This is a genomic window from Ramlibacter rhizophilus (genome assembly GCF_004681965.1).
Taxonomy (GTDB): Bacteria; Pseudomonadota; Gammaproteobacteria; order Burkholderiales; family Burkholderiaceae_C; genus Ramlibacter; species Ramlibacter rhizophilus.
In genome coordinates this window covers 537,253-555,748 of sequence record NZ_SMLL01000004.1, presented here as the reverse complement: position 1 = coordinate 555,748, position 18,496 = coordinate 537,253, and the positions used below count along the sequence as shown (strand labels likewise).

15 protein-coding genes and 1 tRNA gene are annotated in these 18,496 nt (G+C 68.6%); 7 read left to right on the top strand and 9 right to left on the bottom strand.

Going from position 1 to position 18,496, the window contains the following annotated elements; translation table 11 throughout:
* Positions 1 to 3: 3 nt before the first annotated feature.
* The 5 genes from plsY to EZ242_RS12510 all read right to left on the bottom strand — a co-directional run bounded on the left by plsY (position 4) and on the right by EZ242_RS12510 (position 5,447).
* Positions 4 to 636 carry a glycerol-3-phosphate 1-O-acyltransferase PlsY gene (gene plsY, locus EZ242_RS12530; protein WP_135285494.1) on the bottom strand — a complete coding sequence of 211 codons (633 nt, stop codon included), beginning with the start codon at positions 634 to 636 and terminating at the stop codon, positions 4 to 6.
* 160 nt (positions 637 to 796) lie between these two features.
* A complete protein-coding gene (locus tag EZ242_RS12525) occupies positions 797 to 1,294 on the bottom strand; it encodes an aminoacyl-tRNA deacylase (RefSeq protein WP_135285493.1) in 498 nt (165 codons plus the stop codon).
* 3 nt (positions 1,295 to 1,297) lie between these two features.
* Positions 1,298 to 2,356: an aldo/keto reductase gene (locus tag EZ242_RS12520; protein WP_135285492.1), complete on the bottom strand. Its 1,059-nt coding sequence runs from the start codon at positions 2,354 to 2,356 to the stop codon at positions 1,298 to 1,300.
* Positions 2,357 to 2,424: 68 nt separating this feature from the next.
* Positions 2,425 to 3,702 carry a glycerate kinase type-2 family protein gene (locus EZ242_RS12515; RefSeq protein WP_135285491.1) on the bottom strand — a complete coding sequence of 426 codons (1,278 nt, stop codon included), beginning with the start codon at positions 3,700 to 3,702 and terminating at the stop codon, positions 2,425 to 2,427.
* Positions 3,699 to 5,447: an acetate--CoA ligase gene (locus EZ242_RS12510; protein ID WP_135285490.1), complete on the bottom strand. Its 1,749-nt coding sequence runs from the start codon at positions 5,445 to 5,447 to the stop codon at positions 3,699 to 3,701. Before EZ242_RS12510 ends, EZ242_RS12515 begins: the two co-directional genes overlap by 4 nt.
* Before the next feature lie 24 nt (positions 5,448 to 5,471).
* On the opposite strand from EZ242_RS12510, the gene EZ242_RS12505 reads away from it, so the two are divergent.
* From EZ242_RS12505 to EZ242_RS12480, 6 genes are all read left to right on the top strand, one after another.
* Positions 5,472 to 6,383: an alpha/beta fold hydrolase gene (locus EZ242_RS12505; protein WP_135285489.1), complete on the top strand. Its 912-nt coding sequence runs from the start codon at positions 5,472 to 5,474 to the stop codon at positions 6,381 to 6,383.
* A 73-nt stretch (positions 6,384 to 6,456) separates the two neighbouring features.
* Positions 6,457 to 7,386, top strand: a complete 930-nt coding sequence (locus EZ242_RS22225; protein WP_135285488.1) for an SEL1-like repeat protein — start codon at positions 6,457 to 6,459, stop codon at positions 7,384 to 7,386.
* A gap of 139 nt (positions 7,387 to 7,525) precedes the next feature.
* Positions 7,526 to 8,630, top strand: a protein-coding gene (gene prfB, locus EZ242_RS12495; protein WP_135285487.1) for a peptide chain release factor 2 whose coding sequence is annotated in 2 segments (ribosomal slippage) — positions 7,526 to 7,606 and positions 7,608 to 8,630 — 1,104 coding nt in all. Because the reading frame shifts where the segments join, the coding sequence is not laid out codon by codon here.
* A gap of 11 nt (positions 8,631 to 8,641) precedes the next feature.
* Positions 8,642 to 11,305, top strand: coding sequence for an aminopeptidase N (gene pepN / locus EZ242_RS12490; protein ID WP_135285486.1), 2,664 nt, complete (start codon positions 8,642 to 8,644; stop codon positions 11,303 to 11,305).
* Positions 11,306 to 11,330: 25 nt separating this feature from the next.
* Positions 11,331 to 12,356 carry a class 1 fructose-bisphosphatase gene (locus EZ242_RS12485; RefSeq protein ID WP_135285485.1) on the top strand — a complete coding sequence of 342 codons (1,026 nt, stop codon included), beginning with the start codon at positions 11,331 to 11,333 and terminating at the stop codon, positions 12,354 to 12,356.
* 29 nt (positions 12,357 to 12,385) lie between these two features.
* Positions 12,386 to 12,461 (top strand) — tRNA-Thr (locus EZ242_RS12480).
* A gap of 181 nt (positions 12,462 to 12,642) precedes the next feature.
* Here EZ242_RS12480 and EZ242_RS12475 read toward each other — a convergent pair.
* Positions 12,643 to 13,347: a potassium channel family protein gene (locus EZ242_RS12475; protein ID WP_135285484.1), complete on the bottom strand. Its 705-nt coding sequence runs from the start codon at positions 13,345 to 13,347 to the stop codon at positions 12,643 to 12,645.
* Positions 13,337 to 14,665, bottom strand: coding sequence for a TrkH family potassium uptake protein (locus tag EZ242_RS12470; protein WP_135285483.1), 1,329 nt, complete (start codon positions 14,663 to 14,665; stop codon positions 13,337 to 13,339). The genes EZ242_RS12475 and EZ242_RS12470 overlap by 11 nt, the downstream gene beginning before the upstream one ends.
* A gap of 410 nt (positions 14,666 to 15,075) precedes the next feature.
* On the opposite strand from EZ242_RS12470, the gene EZ242_RS12465 reads away from it, so the two are divergent.
* A complete protein-coding gene (locus EZ242_RS12465) occupies positions 15,076 to 16,290 on the top strand; it encodes a sensor histidine kinase (RefSeq protein ID WP_167784744.1) in 1,215 nt (404 codons plus the stop codon).
* Positions 16,291 to 16,505: 215 nt separating this feature from the next.
* On the opposite strand, the gene EZ242_RS12460 is transcribed toward EZ242_RS12465, so the two are convergent.
* Both EZ242_RS12460 and EZ242_RS12455 read right to left on the bottom strand, forming a co-directional pair.
* Positions 16,506 to 16,862 carry a response regulator gene (locus EZ242_RS12460; protein ID WP_167784743.1) on the bottom strand — a complete coding sequence of 119 codons (357 nt, stop codon included), beginning with the start codon at positions 16,860 to 16,862 and terminating at the stop codon, positions 16,506 to 16,508.
* Positions 16,859 to 18,376 carry a DUF7125 family protein gene (locus EZ242_RS12455; RefSeq protein WP_135285480.1) on the bottom strand — a complete coding sequence of 506 codons (1,518 nt, stop codon included), beginning with the start codon at positions 18,374 to 18,376 and terminating at the stop codon, positions 16,859 to 16,861. The genes EZ242_RS12460 and EZ242_RS12455 overlap by 4 nt, the downstream gene beginning before the upstream one ends.
* Positions 18,377 to 18,496 lie beyond the last annotated feature (120 nt).

The window sequence follows — 18,496 nt, the reverse complement described above, 5'->3', positions numbered from 1 at the left end:
CTCTCAGCGCGCCTTCTTCGCCCCCAGCCGCGACTCCGTCCCCTTCAGGAGCCGGTCGATGTTGGCGCGGTGCCGCCAGATCAGCAGCAGCCCCATCACCACCAGCGCCATCACCAGCGGCGCATCGGCCTGCCAGGCGAGGCGGTCGCCGAGCAGGAAGTAGGCCGGCGCGAACACCGCCGCGACCAGCGAGGCGAGCGAGGAGTAGCGGAAGAAGAAGGCGATGATGAGCCAGGTGAGACCGGTGGCGAGGCCCAGCAGCCAGTCGATGCCGAACACCGCGCCCAGGAAGGTCGCCACGCCCTTGCCGCCCTGGAAGCGGAAGAACACGGGGTACAGGTGGCCCAGGAAGGCCGCCACCGCGACCAGCCCCACCGTGCCCGACTCCAGCCCGTAGGGCGCGCCGAAGGCCTTGACCAGCAGCACGGGCACCAAGCCCTTGCCGGCGTCGAGCAGCAGGGTGATCAGCGCCGCCGGCTTGCTGCCCGAGCGCAGCACATTGGTCGCGCCCGGGTTGCCGCTGCCGAAGCTGCGTGGATCGGACAGGCCCATGAGGCGGCTGACGATCACTGCGAAAGCGAGGGAGCCGAGGAGGTAGGCGGCGACGGCGGCGAGGAGGGGCAGGAGGTAGGGCACGCCGCGGATTCTGCCAAACGCGGCCGTGGGGTCTGGGGATCGTCGCGCCGGCTACGCTGCTTCACGCGCAGCCCCCATCCCTGCCTTCCCCCAGAGGGGGAAGGAGAGGAACCCCCCTCCCCCTCTGGGGGAGGGCTGGGGTGGGGGCCTCGCCCGCCGACTACGCCACGTCCAGCGCGCAGCGAACCGCCTTCGCGTCCAGCAGCCGCACGCACACCCCCGGCTCGATCCCCACCAGATACCCCCGCCGTCCCCCATTGATCACGATCCGCGGCAGGGCCAGGATGCTCTCCTCCACGTACACGGGCATCTGCCGACGCGTCCCGAACGGCGAGGTTCCGCCCACCTGGTAGCCGCTGTGGCGGCTGGCCACCTCCGGCTGGCAGGGCGCGACGGACTTGGCGCCGATCTGGCGCGCGAGGTTCTTGGTGGAGACGCTGCGGTTGCCGTGCATCAGCACGACCAGGGGCCGCGCCTTCTCGTCCTCCATCACCAGCGTCTTGACCACCGAGAACGGGTCCAGCCCGAGCACCTGCGCGCTGTGCTGCGCGCCGCCATGCTCCACCCACTCGTAAGGGTGCTCGGTGAACGCGACGCCATGCGCCTTGAGGAAGGCGGTGGCGGGTGTTTCGCTGACGTGGGCCGCCTTGCGGGCCATGTCTCAGGCGGCGGGGTCGCGCATCTCCCAGCGGATCTGGTCGATCTGCGCGAGCAGTTCGGGCGACAGGCGCGTGCCCCAGGCGTCCAGGTCTTCGTCCAGCTGCGCGAGCGAGGTCACGCCGATGATGGTGCTGGCGACCTGCCACTTGGTGTAGCAGAAGGCCAGCGCCATGCGCGCCGGCGTCATGCCGTGGTCGCGCGCGAGCTGGTTGTAGCGGCGCGCGGCGGCCAGCGCCTCCGGGCGGCCCCAGCGCTGCTTGCGCACGCTCTCGTAGCGGGCGATGCGCCCGTCAGGCGCATCGGGCCCCTCCACGCCGCTCGCGTCGTACTTGCCCGTGAGCAGGCCGAAGCCAAGGGGCGAATACGCCAGCAGCGACACGCCCAGGCGGTGCATGCTCTCGTCCAGCCCGTTCTCCAGCGCGCGGCTGATGAGGCAGTACACGTTCTGCACGGTGGCGATGCGCGGCAGCCCGTGCTGCTCGGCCAGGCGCACGAACTCGTGCACGCCGTACGGCGTCTCGTTGGACAGGCCGATGTGGCGCACCTTGCCATCGCGCACCAGGCGGTCCAGCGCTTCGAGCTGCTCCAGGATGGGGGTCTGGCTGCGCTCCTTGGACGGGTCGTAGTAGAGGCTGCCGAAGGCCGGCACGCTGCGCTCGGGCCAGTGGATCTGGTAGAGGTCGATCACGTCCGTCTGCAGCCGGCGCAGCGACCCTTCGCAGGAGGCGACGATGTCGGCGGCCGTCATGCCCGCGCCCTCGCGGATCCAGGGCATGCCACGCGAGGGGCCCGCCACCTTGGTGGCCAGCACGATGCGCGAACGCGCCGACGGGTTCTTGCGCAGCCAGTTGCCGATGATGGTCTCGGTGGCACCGCAGGTCTGCGCGCGCGCCGGCACCGCGTACATCTCGGCGGTGTCGATGAAGTCCACCCCGCGCTCCAGCGCCCGGTCCAGGATGGCGTGCGCGCGGTCTTCGGGCACCTGCTCGCCGAAGGTCATGGTGCCCATGCAGATGGGGCTGACTTGGAGGTCGCTGTGGCCGAGTCGGACGGGGGTCATGCGTGCAATGGGGTCGAGTGGGGACGAAGCCGGCGAGTGTAGGCCGCATAGACCGGCCCGCGGGTCGGCTACACGATCAGCGTCGCCCGGAAATCGTTGACGTTGGTGCGCGTGGGCCCGGTGACGACCAGATCGCCCAGGGCCTCGAACCAGGAGTACGCGTCGTTGCGCGCCAGGAACTGCGGCGCCGACAGGCCCGCGGCCAGGCCACGCTGCCAGCTGTCGGGCCCGAACACCGCGCCGGCGTTGCTCTGGCTGCCGTCGATGCCGTCGGTGTCGGCGGCCAGGCCCCAGATGCGCGCGTGACCGGCCAGGCCGATGACCTCGCCCAACAGGAACTCGGCATTGCGCCCGCCGCGCCCATTGCCGCTCACCGTCACCGTGGTCTCGCCGCCCGAGAGCAGCACCGCCGGTGCGGCCAGGGGCTGCGCGAAACCGGCCACCTGCCGGGCCATGCCCGCGTGCACGCGCCCGACCTGCCGCGCCTCGCCTTCGATCGCATTGCCCAGGATCAGGGCATTCAAGCCCTGGCTGCGCGCCGCCTGCGCGGCCGCTTCGAGGGCCGACTGCGCGGTGGCGATGACGCGGCATTCGCGCGGACCCGCCGCGCTGCCCACGGCTGGCGCCGGCGGCGACACCAGCACGCGGCGGATGGACGGCGGCGGCGTGATGCCGTAGCGCGCCAGGATGTCGAGTGCGTCCGCGGCGGTGGAGTCGTCCGGCAGGGTCGGCCCCGAGGCCACGGTGCGCGGATCGTCGCCCGGCACGTCGGACACCACCAGGGTCCAGACCGCCGCCGCGCCCGCGGCCTGCGCGAGCCGGCCGCCCTTGAGCGTGGACAGGTGCTTGCGCACGCAGTTCATCTCGTGGATGTCGGCGCCCGAGCGCAGCAAGGACGTGGTGAGCGCGCGCTTGTCCGCCAGGCTCACGCCGTCGGCCGGCGCGGTCAGCAGCGAGGAGCCGCCGCCGGAGATGAGCGCGACGACGAGGTCGTCGGGGCCCAGCCCCGTCACCAGCGCACGAATGCGCTGCGCCGCCTGCAGGCCCGCCTCGTCCGGCACCGGATGCCCGGCCTCGACCACCTCGATGCGCTCGCAGGGCTCGCCATGCCCGTAGCGCGTGACGACCAGGCCCGACAGCGGCCCGTCCCAGGCCCGTTCCAGCGCCAGCGCCATGCGCGCCGCGGCCTTGCCGGCGCCCACCACCACCGTGCGCCCGCGCGGCCGGGGCGGCAGGTGGCGCGGCACGGCCTGCAGCGGATCGACCGCATCCAGCGCCTGGGCGAACAGGCCGCGCAGCAGTTCCCGGCCGGCTTCCGGCGTGAGCGAAGTGAAGTGTGTCGTCATGCCGCCTCCCGGGCGCGCGCCTCTTCCTGCAGGCGCAGCACGCGGCGCTGCACCTTGCCGGTGGTGGTCATGGGCAATTGCTCGATGAACTCGATTTCCTTGGGGTATTCATAGGGCGCGAGCTGCCCCTTGACATGCTCCTGCAGCTGGGCGACCAGCCGCGCCTCGTACGCGGCCTTCTGTGCGCGCGAGCGCTCCTCCTGCGCCTGGGCCGACAGCACCACATAGGCCTTGACCACCGCGCCGCGCTCGCGGTCCGGCTTGGGCACCACGGCCGCGTTGGCCACCGCCGGGTGCTTGACCAGGCAGTTCTCGATCTCGCCCGGGCCGATGCGGTAGCCGGCGGCCTTGAACACGTCGTCCGCGCGGCCCTGGTACCAGAGGTAGCCGTCCTCGTCGCGCACCGCCAGGTCGCCGGTGCGGCACCAGTCGCCGCTGAACTTGTCGGCGCTCGCCTTCGGGTTGTTCCAGTAGCCCAGGAAGAAGATGGGATCGGGCGCGCCGTGCGCGTCCAGGCGGTGCAGCGCCACGTCGCCGGCGACGCCGGGCGGGCATTCGTGGCCGTCCTCGTCGATCACCGCCACGCGATGCCCCGGGTAGGGCCGCCCCATGCTGCCCGGACGGGCCGGCCAGGCCACGGGCGAGTCGCGGCCGTTCATGGCGCAGTTGCCCACGATGTAGTTGATCTCGGTCTGCCCGAACATCTCGTTGACCACCACGCCCAGTGCCTCGCGGCACCAGTGGAAGACCGCATCGCCCACCGCCTCGCCGGCGCTCATGATGGCCTCCAGCCGCAGCTTGTAGCGGCGGCGCGGCTCGGGCACGGCCTTCATCATGGCCTTGAGGGCGGTGGGGAACAGGAAGCTGTGCGTGACGCCGTGCTGCTGCATCAGCTCGAAGGCCAGCTCCGGCGAGAAGCGACCGTTCCAGGCCACGATGGGCCGCCCGAAGTACAGCGTGGGCAGCAGCGCGTCCATGAGCCCGCCCGTCCAGGCCCAATCGGCCGGGGACCAGAACACGGCTTGCGAGGCGCGCGCGGCATGCTCCGGGTCGAAGCCGAACCAGTTCTGGCTGCACACGAAGCCGGGCAGGTTGCCGATCAGCGCCCGGTGCGGGATGAGCGCGCCCTTGGGCGGGCCGGTCGTGCCGCTGGTGTAGATCAGGACCGCCGGGTCCTCGGCGAGGGTGTCCACCAGCGTGAAGCGGGTGGGGCGGGTCGCGGTTTCGGCCGCCCAGTCGATGTCGGCACGCAGGGCCGCCGCGCCCAGGCCCACCAGGCAGCGCAGCGCGGGGCAGTCCTTGCGCACCGCCGCCAGCGAGGCGATGGCGGTCTCGTCGCACAGCGCCACCACCGCGCCGCTGTCCTGCAGGCGGTACTGCAGCGCCTCGGGACCGAACAGCATGGACAGCGGCATGGCCACCGCGCCCATCTGCAGGATGGCCATGTAGGCAATGGCGGTCTCGAAGCGCTGGGGCAGCACCAGCGCGACGCGGTCGCCGCGCTGGACGCCCAGGTCCGCCAGCAGGTGGGAGAGGCGGCTGGCGCGGCGCTGCAGTTCCGCGTAGCTCAAGGCGCCCTGCCCGTTCGGCGCCCCGTGGGCCAGGATGGCGACGCGCCCGGCGGCATCGTCCGCCTCGGCCCAGCGGCCGCAGCACGCCTGGGCGATGTTGAAGTGTTCGGGCACCTGCCACCGGAAGGCGCCGTGCAGCGCCGCGTGCGTGTCTCTGGCTTGACTGCCTGCCATCCGCCGTCTCCTATGATCGGCCGAATGTATCAACCCCGGCGCGAGGCGCGCAGCACGTTTGTCCCGATCCGCCAGCACCGCTACCACCTGCGCCTGTGGGGGGAGCCCTCGCCCGCGCAGCCGCCGCTGGTGCTGCTGCACGGCTGGATGGACGTGTCGGCCTCCTGGCAGTTCGTGGTGGACGCCCTCGAACAGGACCGCTTCATCGTCGCGCCCGACTGGCGTGGCTTCGGCCTGACCGAGGGCCCGGTGGTCGACCATTACTTCTTCCCCGACTACCTCGCCGACCTCGACTTCCTGCTCGACCACTTCGCCGGCGACGCGCCGGTGGACCTGGTCGGCCACAGCATGGGTGGCAACGTGTCCATGCTGTACTGCGGCGTGCGCCCCGAGCGCATCCGCCGCCTGGTGAACCTGGAAGGCTTCGGCATGCCGGCCTCCCGGCCCTCACAGGCGCCGGGCCGCTACGCCCGGTGGATGGACGAACTCAAGGAACTGCACCGGGGCGAGAAGACCTTGCAGACCTACGCCTCGGCCGAGGGCGTCGCCCAGCGCCTCATGAAAACCAACCGCCGCCTGCCGCAGGACCAGGCCGAGTGGCTGGCGCGCCACTGGGCGCGCGAAGGCGACGACGGCCGCTGGCACATCCTGGGCGATGCCGCGCACAAGGTGGTCGGCGCCCAGCTGTACCGCGTGGACGAGGCACTGGAATGCGCGCGCCGCATCACCGCGCCCGTGCTGTGGGTGGAAGCCGGCGACGACAGCCTGGACAAGTGGTGGCAGGGCAAGTTCACCCTGGCCGAGTTCCATGAGCGCCTGAAGCTCGTGCCCGTGCTGGAAAAAGCGCGCGTGGAGGACGCCGGCCACATGCTCCACCACGACCAACCGACGCGCGTAGCCCATCTGATCGAGACTTTTTTTGCGAAAAGCACCTGAGCTCAACGTAGGTCGCTTGCACCCGTTGTCGTAGGAGCACTCCTACCCTAAGCTGTAACCTCAGATTGCTGAGGTGAAGGCTTTGAAGTTCAAGATGCTTTCGGCGCTGCTCGCGGCGGCGCTCCTCGTCCCGGGCCTGGCCCGTGCGAACGACGATTTCCAGCAGGGGCTGGCCACCATGTGGGAAGTCCTGTGGCACCAGAGCGGCACGCCCACGCGCGTGGTGCGCTGGGAGAACGCGATCCACATGCGGCTGTCGGGCATCGACCTGGCAAAGCATCGCGCCACCGTCGTGCAGGCCATGGACGCCGTCACGCGCGAAGCCGGCGTGCGGCTCATCGACGTCACCGACCAGCCGGACGTCCATGCCAACCTCACCATCGAGATCACGCCCGACGTCGCGCTGGAGGACAACCAGCCCTGCGTGACGGTGCTGGGCTTTCGCAACGAGACCCACATCGAGAGCGCCTCGGTGCAGATGCGCAGCAAGGACGCCTGGCGCTGCGCCCACCATGAGGCCATGCATGTCATGGGCGTGCGCGGCCATCCCGCCGGCAAGACGGTGCTGAGCTATTTCCCGATCAAGGTGGACGGGCTGCTGCCCCTGGACCAGGTCATGCTGCGCGCCTGGTACTCGCCCCGGATGATGGGCGGCATGACCCCCTTCGAGGCCATGAACGTGCTGGCCGACGAGCTGGTCGCCACCCAGCCGGACTCCGCCCTGGCCATGGCCGAGCGCGACCGCTTCCTCTCCGACACGGTCAACCAGATGCGCGCCTTCGCCAGCGGCGCGGGCGACGTCCCGGCGGTGGTGCGCCGCTCGGGCAAGAGCACCGAGGACGGCATCCGCTGGGGCCGCACGGAAATGAGCTACTTCCTGGGCGTGGCCTACCTGCAGGGCGCCGGCGTCGCGGCCGACCGCACCCAGGCCATCCAGTGGCTGGAACGCGCCGCCAGCGCCGGCAACCGCCGGGCGCAGGCGCACCTGGGCAGCTTCAGGTAAGCACGAACAAGAGCGGAGGGCCGAGGGGCCGAGAGGCTGGGCAGGGGCCGGGAAGCGATTCCCGGCCCCTTCTCCTTTGGGCGCCCTCGCTCCACGGGGGGCGCGTGCCAAAATCCGCGTCTTTGGAAGACCCCTCCCCATGGACGCAGAACGCATCAACCTCATCGGCACCCAGCTCCAAGACCTCCAGTCCCGTTGCGCGGACTTACGGAGGTATCTTTGACTACGATGCCAAAGCCGAACGACTGAGGACCGTCAACGCCGCGCTGGAAGACCCCGCGGTCTGGAACGACCCCAAGAAGGCCCAGGAACTGGGCAAGGAAAAGCGGCAGCTGGACGACATCGTCCTGAAGCTGCAGGAGCTGGACCGCGAACTCGCCGACGACCTGGAGCTCTACGAGATGAGCAAGGACGAGGGCGACGAGGCGGGCCTGGCCACCATCGAGGCCGACGTCGCGCGGATCACGGAGCACGTCGAGGCGCTGGAATTCCGGCGCATGTTCAACAAGCCCGCCGACCCCATGAACGCCTTCCTGGACATCCAGGCCGGCGCGGGCGGTACCGAGGCCTGCGACTGGGCCGGCATGCTGCTGCGGCAGTACCTGCGCTATGCCGAGCGCAAGGGCTTCAAGGCCGCGGTGGAAGACGAGTCCGCCGGCGAGATCGCGGGCATCAAGAGCGCCACCATCAAGGTCGAAGGCGAATACGCCTACGGCCTGCTGCGCACGGAAACCGGCGTGCACCGCCTGGTGCGCAAGTCGCCCTTCGACTCCGCGGGCGGACGGCACACCAGCTTCGCCAGCGTCTTCGTCTATCCGGAGATCGACGATTCGGTCGAGATCAACATCAACCCGGCCGACGTGCGCGTGGACACCTTCCGCGCCTCCGGCGCCGGTGGCCAGCACATCAACAAGACGGACTCGGCCGTGCGCCTCACGCACGTGCCCACCGGCATCGTGGTGCAGTGCCAGGACAGCCGCAGCCAGCACAGCAACCGTGACGTCGCCTGGCAGCGCCTGCGCTCACGCCTGTACGACCACGAGATGCGCAAGCGCATGGAAGAACAGCAGAAGCTTGAGGACACCAAGACCGACGTGGGCTGGGGCCACCAGATCCGCAGCTACGTGCTGGACCAGAGCCGCATCAAGGACCTGCGCACCAACCTCGAGATCTCCAACACCCAGAAGGTGCTGGACGGCGACCTCGACCCCTTCATCGAAGCCTCGCTCAAGCAGGGCGTCTAAGGACACAAGCAATGCGTGAAGGACAGAACGCGGTGATCCACCGCGCCGACTACCGGCCGCCGGCCTTCTGGATCGACAGCGTGGAACTCTGTTTCGACCTCGATCCGGTCAAGACCCGCGTGCTCAATCGCATGCGGCTGCGCCGCAACCCGGACCAGCCCGCCCAGGCCCTGCGCCTGGACGGCGAGGAACTCAACCTCGCCCGCGTGCTGGTCAACGGCCAGGGCACGTCCTTCAAGCTGGAGGACAGCCAGCTCATCCTGGAGAACCTGCCCGAAGGCAACGCGCCCTTCGAGCTGGAGGTGTTCACCACCTGCGCTCCGGCGAAGAACACCAAGCTCATGGGCCTGTACGTGAGCAACGACTCGTTCTTCACGCAGTGCGAGGCCGAAGGTTTCCGGCGCATCACCTACTTCCTGGACCGCCCGGACGTGATGGCCAGCTACAACGTCACCCTGCGCGCGGACAAGGCCGCCTATCCCGTGCTGCTGTCCAACGGCAACCTGGTGGAGCAAGGCGACCTGGACGGCGGCCGCCACTTCGCGCGCTGGGTGGACCCGCACCGCAAGCCCTGCTACCTCTTCGCCCTGGTGGCCGGCAAGCTGGTCGCGCGCGAGCAGCGCATCACCACCGCCAGCGGCGCCGACCACCTGCTGCAGGTCTACGTGCGCCCCGGCGACCTGGACAAGACCGAGCACGCCATGAACTCCCTCATGGCCTCCATCGCCTGGGACGAGGGCCGCTTCAAGCTGCCCCTGGACCTGGAGCGCTTCATGATCGTCGCCACCAGCGACTTCAACATGGGCGCGATGGAGAACAAGGGCCTGAACATCTTCAACACGAAGTACGTCCTCGCCAGCCAGGCCACCGCCACCGACACCGACTACGCCAACATCGAGAGCGTGGTCGGCCACGAGTACTTCCACAACTGGACCGGCAACCGCGTCACCTGCCGCGACTGGTTCCAGCTCTCGCTCAAGGAAGGCCTCACGGTCTTTCGCGACCAGGAGTTCAGCCAGGACCTGGCCGGCGAGGCCTCGGCCCGCGCCGTGCGCCGCATCGAGGACGTGCGCGTGCTGCGCACCGCGCAGTTCCCCGAGGACGCCGGCCCCATGGCCCACCCGGTGCGGCCCGACCAGTACCTGGAGATCAACAACTTCTACACGGTCACCATCTACGAGAAGGGGGCCGAGGTCGTGCGCATGATGCAGACGCTCGTGGCCGGCGAGGGCGACCCGCTGGGCCGCGCCGGCTTCGCGCGCGGCATGGCGCTGTACTTCGAGCGGCATGACGGCCAGGCCGTCACCTGCGACGACTTCGCCCAGGCCATCGCCGACGCCAACCCCGGCTCGCCCCTGGCGCGCCTGCTGCCGCAGTTCAAGCGCTGGTACAGCCAGGCCGGCACGCCCCGCCTGAAGGCCCGCTCGCACTGGGACGCGGCCACCGGCACCTACAGCCTCGCCCTCTCGCAAAGCTGCACGCCCACCCCGGGCCAGCCGCACAAGGACCCCTTCGTCATCCCGGTGCGCCTGGGCCTGCTGGACGCCGAAGGCCGGCAGATCAGCGACGGCCTGCACGTGCTCACCGAGGACAGCGACACGCTCACCATGAGCGGCCTGGCCGGCGAGCCGGTGCCCTCCATCCTGCGCGGCTTCACCGCCCCGGTGATCCTGGAGTACGACTACACCGACGCGCAGCTCCTCATCCTGCTCGCGCACGACACCGACCCCTTCAACCGCTGGGAGGCCGCGCAGCGCCTGGCCATCCACCGCGCGCTGCACTTCATCCGAAGCGGCGAGCACGTGGAGCTGGACGCGCCCTTCGTCGAGGCCATGCGCGCCGTGCTGCGCCACCCCACGCTGGACTCGGCCTTCAAGGACCTGGTCCTCACCCTGCCCTCGGAAACCTACCTGGCCGAGCAGCTGGACGAAGTCGATCCGCAGCGCATCCACGCCGTGCGCGAAGCCATGCGCATGGGGCTGGCCACGGCCCTGCGGCACGACTGGGAATGGGTGTACGAGCAGAACAAGGACACCGGCGCCTACCGGCCCGACTCGCGCTCGGCCGGCCGCCGCGCCCTGGCCGGCATGGCCCTCACCCACCTGTGCCTGGCCGCGCGCACCAGCGGCGACCCGGTCTGGCCGGGCAAGACGCTGCAGCGCTTCAAGGACGCGGGCAACATGACCGACCGCTTCAACGCCCTGGCGGCCCTGGTCGCCTGCGGCCACGAGCTCGCCGCGCCGGCGCTGGCGAGTTTCCATGCCCTCTTCAAGAACGAGGCGCTGGTCCTGGACAAGTGGTTCGCCCTGCAGGCCGGCGCGCCCGACCATGGCGGCAACATCCTGCCCGTCGTCAAGCAGCTCATGCAGCACCCGGACTTCAACCTGCGCAACCCGAACCGCGCGCGCAGCCTGATCTTCAGCTACTGCAGTGCCAACCCCGGCGGCTTCCACCGCCGCGATGCGGCCGGCTACGTGTTCTGGTGCGAACGCGTCATGGAGCTGGACGCCATCAACCCGCAGGTGGCCGCGCGCCTGGCGCGCGCGCTCGATCGCTGGAAGAAGCTCGCCGACCCCTACCGCGGCGCCGCCCGCGAAGCCATTGCCCGCGTCGCGGCCAAGCCCGACCTGAGCCGCGACGTGCGTGAAGTGGTCACGCGCGCGCTGGCCGACTGAGCGAACACGAGGAGAACCCGACACCATGACCCAGAAGCGAATCTCCCTGACCCAGTACCTCGTCGAGCAGCAGCGCGTCGACGGCCTCATTCCCGGGCAGCTGCGCCTGCTGCTGGAAGTCGTCGCCCGTGCCTGCAAGCGCATCAGCCACGCCGTCAACAAGGGCGCGCTCGGCGACGTGCTGGGCACGGCCGGCAGCGAGAACGTGCAGGGCGAAGTGCAGAAGAAGCTGGACATCATCGCCAACGAGGTGCTGATCGAGGCCAACGAATGGGGCGGCCACCTCGCGGCCATGGCCAGCGAGGAGATGGACGGCATCTACCAGGTGCCCAACCGCTACCCCCAGGGCGAGTACCTGCTCATGTTCGACCCGCTGGACGGCTCGTCGAACATCGACGTCAACGTGAGCATCGGCACCATCTTCAGCGTCATGCGCAAGCCCGAAGGCGCCGCCGTCTCCGAGCAGGACTTCCTGCAGCCGGGGCACCGGCAGGTGGCGGCCGGCTACTGCGTCTACGGCCCGCAGACCACGCTGGTCCTCACCGTGGGTGACGGCGTGGCCATGTTCACGCTGGACCGCGAGATGGGCAGCTTCGTGCTGGTGGAGGAACACATGACGATCCCGGCCGACACCCGGGAATTCGCCATCAACATGAGCAACATGCGCCACTGGGACACGCCGGTGCGCCGCTACATCGACGAATGCCTGGCCGGCAAGGAAGGCCCGCGCGGCAAGGACTTCAACATGCGCTGGATCGCCTCCATGGTGGCCGACGTGCACCGCATCCTCACCCGCGGCGGCATCTTCATGTACCCCTGGGACAAGCGCGAACCCAACAAGCCCGGCAAGCTGCGCCTCATGTACGAGGCCAACCCCATGGCCTGGCTGGTCGAACAGGCCGGCGGCGCCGCCACCAACGGCTACGAACGCATCCTGGACCTGCAGCCCACCCAGCTGCACGAGCGCGTGAGCGTCATCCTGGGCAGCAAGAACGAAGTGGACCGGGTCACGCAGTACCACCAGGGCAAGGAGGCCCCGGGCACGGTGTGAGGGTCTGGCTATAATCGCCGGCTTCGGTCGCCGGAGTAGCTCAGTCGGTAGAGCAGCTCATTCGTAATGAGAAGGTCGGGGGTTCGATTCCTCTCTCCGGCACCATTTGACCAATCAGGTCGTCTCACCGAGCCTCAAAGTAAGCCCGTTTCCCACTGGAACGGGCTTTTTTTGTCTCAGCGCATGTGAGTCTCTGCCATGGCGTTCCATCACAGAGGCGGTACTTGGGTTGGCAGTCGGCTTGGCCCCGTTGGAAGTCCGCTGCTCCCTCTGAGCGCATTGAGGCCTATTTCGCCTTCAGCGCCTGCGCCGCGAACTGCTCAACCCGCTTGGTCGGCCCGGAGACGATCAGGAGGTCGCCGGGGCGTACCACCGTGTCAGGAGTGGCGTGCTGGAAGTCCTGGCGGGACCGCTTCACGCCCACGACCGTGACTCCGAAGCGCTCGCGCACGCCCGACGCGGCGAGCGACTGGTCCTGGCACATGGCCGGAGCCAGGATCTTGGCGATCGCGAACCCGTCCTCGAACTCGATGTAGTCCATCAACCGCCTGGAGATCAGGTGCGCCACGCGCAGGCCCATGTCCGCCTCGGGATAGACGACGTGATGGGCGCCAATGCGCTCGGCGATCCGCCCGTGCTCCGGTGTCATCGCCTTAACCCAGATGTCCTTGATGTTCAGCTCGGTGAGGGCCACGACGGACATCAGGCTGGCCGCGAGGTCGGTTCCGATCCCGACGATCCCATGCGCAAAGTCTGCTACCCCCAACTGCCGCAGTACGCTGACGTCGGTCGCGTTCGCCTGCACGGCATGGGTCAGGCGGTCGGCCCAGTGTTGCACGAGCGCGCCGTCGGAGTCGATTCCCATGACGTCGTGACCGAGCTCCACGAGCGACTGCGCCAGCGCACCGCCAAAGCGGCCAAGCCCGAGCACGACGACGCTGTCTCCCCGCGCGAAGGAGAACTGTTCAGTGAAAAGCAACTTACCCAACAATTGGATGCTCCTCTGCGTACCGATAAGGCATGCGCCGCCGGCCTAGCACCAGGGCAGCGGCGAGCGTGATCGTGCCGACGCGGCCGGCATACATCAGCACCGTGAGCACCAGCAGCCCGGCCGGGGGAATGTCGGCCGTGATTCCGGTGGAGAGGCCCACGGTGGCAAAGGCGGAGATGACCTCGAAGATCACCCTGTCCGCTGAATAAGGCGTCAGGCGCAGGAGGATCATGGTGCCGGCCGTGACCAGCAGCGCGCCCAGCACCAGCACCGTGATGGCCTGCCGCTGCGCGGTGGTGGAGATGCGCCGACCGAAAGCCTCGTTGTCGGGCAGGCCGCGGATCTCCGAGAAGACCAACAGGACAAGGATGAACACCGTTCCAACCTTCACGCCGCCGGCCGTGCCGGCGCTGCCGGCTCCGATGAACATCAGTGGATAGTGAAGCGCCCAGGTTTCCCGATACAGGGCCGAGATGTCCAAACTGTTGAAGCCGGCGGTGCGAGCCGAGACCGAGGCGAATGCAGCGTTGAGGACTTTCTCGCCCAAGGGCATGGGGCCGAGCGTGGCCGGATTCGTCCATTCGAACCACAGCACGAGGACAAATCCGACCGCCAGCAGAATGCCCGTGCCGAGCAGCGTGAGCTTGCTATGCAAGGACCAGTGGCGCGGGTCGCGCAGGCGCAGGCGCAGATCGTGCAACACGGGGAATCCGATGCCCCCAACAATGATGCCGAACATCAGCGGGACCAGGATCCAGCCGTCCCGCCCGTAGCGCATCACACTGTCCTCATGAATGGAGAAGCCCGCGTTGTTGAACGCAGACACTGCGTGAAACACCGCGTTCCATGCCGCCTCGCCCCAGCCGAGGCCATACCAGGCGTGCAGGCGCGCTGCCAGGATGGCGGCGATCAGCAACTCGCATACCGCGGTGACGACTAGCACCAGGCGGGCGACGCTCGCGACATCGCCCAGACCGATCACATGCGCTTCCACCTGGGTTACGAGCCGCGTCCGCAGCCGAAGGGAGCGGTTGACCATCACCCCCAGCAGCGTCGCGCCGGTCATGAAGCCGAAGCCGCCCGCCTGGAACAGCAGGAGGATCACTACCTGGCCGAACGGGCTCCAGTAGGTCCCCGTGTCGACAACCACGAGTCCGGTGACGCAGACCGCGGAAACGGCGGTGAAGAACGCCGTGACGGTCGGGGGCGGCTCGCCGGTCGCCGTGGCAACGGGGAGCATCAGCAGCAGGGTCCCAAGGGCGATGGCGAGTAGGAACGCCATCGCGACCGCCCGGGTGGGATGGAGCAGGGTTCTCATCGGGGTGGAGTCGATCTGCCTGGCGTGCTACTCATGTTGCGGCGTTCGCGAGTCGCGCAGGAATGTCATGCCTGGATGTTCGCACAGCCGAACCACAGGCTCGACCGCGCGCACACTGGCACAAACACAGTCGTGTAGTCGTCGCCACCGCTAGAAGCAGTAGCGCCAGATCAACTAGACTGGATCAACAGGCGCATGTGGCCGGAAGAGGACACTCTGGGAGTTGCCGGTATTTTTGGTGGTATTTTGGCCAGTCCGGGCTCGTGGCTAAGCTTGGTGCGCCCTGCAGCCCGGTTTTGGATTCCTCTCTCCGGCACCACCAGAAAAGGGCTTGCCGCTGCTCGATGCGCAGCGACCCCTTTTTCCGTTTCCGGCGCTTGGAGGCGGCCTGCAGATGTCGTGAGCAGGAAATGAACATCAGTGCCTTCTTGAACGAGCAGGTGGAACCCATCGTCGATGAGTGGGTCGTCTTCGCGCGGTCGAAGCTTCCTGCATCTCACCAATTCACCCGTCACGAACTTGCCGACCACGCGAAAGTGCTGTTGCTCGCGATTGCGGCCGACATGGCGCAAGCCCAGGGGGGCGGCGACCAGCACGACAAGTCCCAAGGCAACAAGCCGGAGAACGCGCCGAACATCACGCGCACCGCGCGCGAACACGCCGAACAGCGCTTCGACCAGGGATTTTCACTGGACCACCTGCTGTCGGAGTACCGCGCACTCCGTGCCTCCGTCATCCGCAGGTGGACCCAGCAACTCCAGGAAGCACGCAAAGACGACCTGGAACAGCTGACTCGCTTCGGCGAGAGCATGGACCAGGCGCTCTCCGAGTCGGCTTCCCTGTACTCGAAGAAGGTGGATGACTCGCGCAACCTCCTGCTGGGGGTCCTGGGGCATGACTTGCGCACGCCGCTGGGCGTGGTCCAGATGAGTGCGCAGTACCTCCTGCGGGCCGACACGCTGACCGGTGGCCAGACGAAGGCCGTCGCCCGCATCGTGACCGCCTCGGAGCGGATGCGGGACATGGTCAAGGACATCCTCGACTTCACCCAGACCGCCTTCGGTGTGGCGCTTCCCATCACCCCCGTCCCTGCAGATTTCGGCGTCATCACGACGAACATCGTCACCGAGGTCGCGGCATTGCACCCCGACAGCAGGATCGAGCTGACTTGCGAAGGGGACCTGAGCGGCCGCTGGGATGCCGCCCGGATCGGACAGATGCTCGCCAATCTCATTGCAAACGCGGTTCAGCACGGCGCAGCAGGGGCGCCCGTGAACGTCTCCGTGGACGCAGACGAGGAGGCTGTCCGCGTGAAGGTCACGAACGCGGGCCAGCCAATCCCCGCGCGAGCACGAGAGAACATGTTCACGCCGCTGCGCCAGAGGCCCACCGTCGAGGCAGACAGGCGGCCTGGCTCCTCCGGCTTGGGCCTGGGCCTCTACATCACCAAGGAAATCGCAGTCGCACATGGTGGCACCGTCGAACTGGCGTCGGATGACGAACAGACCACCTTTTCCGTGCGGCTGCCACGCGTTCCGCCGTTGGCAGCGGACAGGCGGGCCCAGAACCCCCAGCTGTCACTCAAGCCGCCGCCGCTCGGCGGCGCGGGGAACGCGCAGCCGTAGGGCTTGCCGAGGGCAACTACTACGTCAAGGGCGGAACCGGCCGCTTCGAGGAGGCGACCGGCACCGGCGCGCTCTTCGGAACCCTGCAGGGCGATCTCACGACCGTGGTCCAGCTCGTCTCGATGTCGGCCGAAGGGCGGATCAAGTACTGAGGAGCGCGGGCAGCAGAAAGCGGCACACCGTCACGCGGCCGCAAGGGTGGGCGGCCCATGCTCCTACTTGCCCTTCGTCAGCTTCCCCACCACCTCCAGCAGCCCGTCCAGCGTGAACGGCTTCTGCATCACCTCGTCCCAGGCGCCGTGCGGGTGCAACTCCGGCTCCACCGCGCTCATGATCACCACCGGAAGGTCTTTTCCTTGCGGGCGCTTGCGCACGGCTTCCACGAGGTCGTAGCCGGACACGTAGGGCATCATCACGTCGGTCAGGAGCAGGTCCGGCCGCACCTGCTCCAGCACCTCCAGCGCCTGGCGGCCGTTGCGCGCGGAGGTGGCCTCGTAGCCTTCCAGTTCCAGCACCGCGCAGATGGTCTGGACCAGGTCGTATTCGTCGTCCACGACGAGGATCCGGGTCACGACATGCCTCCTGCACTGCGCGGGAATCCGGAAAGAATCTGCTCCGCCGATTCGAACGAGCCGCTGACCTCGATGCCGCCTTCACGGATCGTGAATTCGCGGATGGACGTGTCGTAGCCGCTCTCGCGCATCTTCATGATCGACAGCAGGCGGTGCAACTGCGACTTGAGCTCCACGTACCGCAGCAGGATGACCGTTTCCACCACGTGCGCCAGCTCCGGGTGCGGCAGTTCGATGGAAGTGCCGAACATGGGCAGCTCCGCCGAGATGAGGGTGGTCACGTCCCAGGTGCGCAGCTGGTTGGTCAGCGCGGAGAGAAAGCGCGGCAGCCGGTCGTCGTACACCGCCGCGGCGGCGAAACCCTGCACGCCGTCGATGAAGAGGCGCCGACGCGCGGGCTGCTCGGCGCGCACGCGATCCAGCAGGGACTCGGCCAGGGCGTCCATGTAGTGCTCCAGGGGCGGCTGCCAGACCAACTCGATCATGCCCTGCTCGACATACGGGCGAAGGGGAATGCCCATGTGCTCGGCGCGCTCCAGAAGGCGCGGCGGCGGCTCGTAGAACGCGAAGTACAGGCCCTTGTGGCCCTGGCGAGCGCCTTCCACCAGGAAACTCAGGCCCAGCGTGGTCTTGCCCGAGCCCGGCGCTCCCAGCAGCGCAAGCGTGGAGCCGGACAGGATCCCGCCGTTCATCATGCGGTCCAGCTCCGCGATGCCGAAGCCCATGCGCTTGCGCTCCTCGTTCGCCAGTTCGGGCGGCGCGTCGAACTGGATTTCGATGCGTGGATGGATCTGGACGCCCAGCCCGGTGATCTCCACCTCGTGGCGGCCGCGCAGGTAGCCGCTGCCGCGGAACTTGTGGACGGTGAGCTCGCGCACGGCGCGGGGGCCGACCAGCTTGTCCGACAGCTCGATCACGCCATCGACCATCGCGTCCTCGTCCCGGCGCTGCTCACCGCCTTGCTCCACCGCGCACAGGAGCGTGGTGGTCTGCGTGAGCGCGGTGAAGGCCTGCAGCTGGTTGAGGAATTCGCGCGCCCGTACGCGGTCGCTGGCAGCCTGCTCGATGGATTCAAGCCCGTCGATCACCAGCAGGCCCGGCCGCTGCTGGTGCAGCGTGGACTGGATCAGGCGCAGCACGCCGTGCGGTCCTTCGTCGCGCAGCGTCTGGTAGGCCGCCATGTACTTGAGCCGCGATCCCACCAGCCTTGCATCGAAGAACCGGAGGCTGGACAGGTGCCGGACCATCTTGCCGTGCGACTCCGCCAGGACCGTGAGGTACACGCAGTTCTGGTCGGTGAAGGCGATGTGGTTGAAGCACAGCTGGTTCGCCAGGATGGTCTTGCCCGCGCCCGGAGGGCCGTAGAGCGTGTAGGTGCCGCCGCGGAAGAAGCCGCCCTTGAGGATGAAGTCCAGGCGCGGCACGCCCGTCTTCACGCGGCCGCCCTCGGCCGTCACGTCCTGTTCGGTCTCCGGCCTGGGCGGCTGGGGGTTCTCGTCTTCGGGTTTGGACACTGGCGCTGGCCTCCCATCGGCGGCAGGACTTCTCTTCGCGGGACGCAGAACGTAATGGGCAGGCGCCGCCGCTCCTGTAGGCGCGCACCCCGGCCCGCAGTGCGACGGCCCGGAAGGCTG

Coding starts and splice junctions, on each gene's coding strand:
- EZ242_RS12525 (WP_135285493.1), bottom strand. CDS start 1,294: ATGGCCCGCAAGGCGGCCCACGTCAGCGAAACACCCGCCACCGCCTTC.
- EZ242_RS12465 (WP_167784744.1), top strand. CDS start 15,076: ATGAACATCAGTGCCTTCTTGAACGAGCAGGTGGAACCCATCGTCGAT.
- pepN (WP_135285486.1), top strand. CDS start 8,642: ATGCGTGAAGGACAGAACGCGGTGATCCACCGCGCCGACTACCGGCCG.
- EZ242_RS12520 (WP_135285492.1), bottom strand. CDS start 2,356: ATGACCCCCGTCCGACTCGGCCACAGCGACCTCCAAGTCAGCCCCATC.
- EZ242_RS12470 (WP_135285483.1), bottom strand. CDS start 14,665: ATGAGAACCCTGCTCCATCCCACCCGGGCGGTCGCGATGGCGTTCCTA.
- EZ242_RS12515 (WP_135285491.1), bottom strand. CDS start 3,702: ATGACGACACACTTCACTTCGCTCACGCCGGAAGCCGGCCGGGAACTG.
- EZ242_RS12485 (WP_135285485.1), top strand. CDS start 11,331: ATGACCCAGAAGCGAATCTCCCTGACCCAGTACCTCGTCGAGCAGCAG.
- EZ242_RS12510 (WP_135285490.1), bottom strand. CDS start 5,447: ATGGCAGGCAGTCAAGCCAGAGACACGCACGCGGCGCTGCACGGCGCC.
- EZ242_RS12505 (WP_135285489.1), top strand. CDS start 5,472: ATGTATCAACCCCGGCGCGAGGCGCGCAGCACGTTTGTCCCGATCCGC.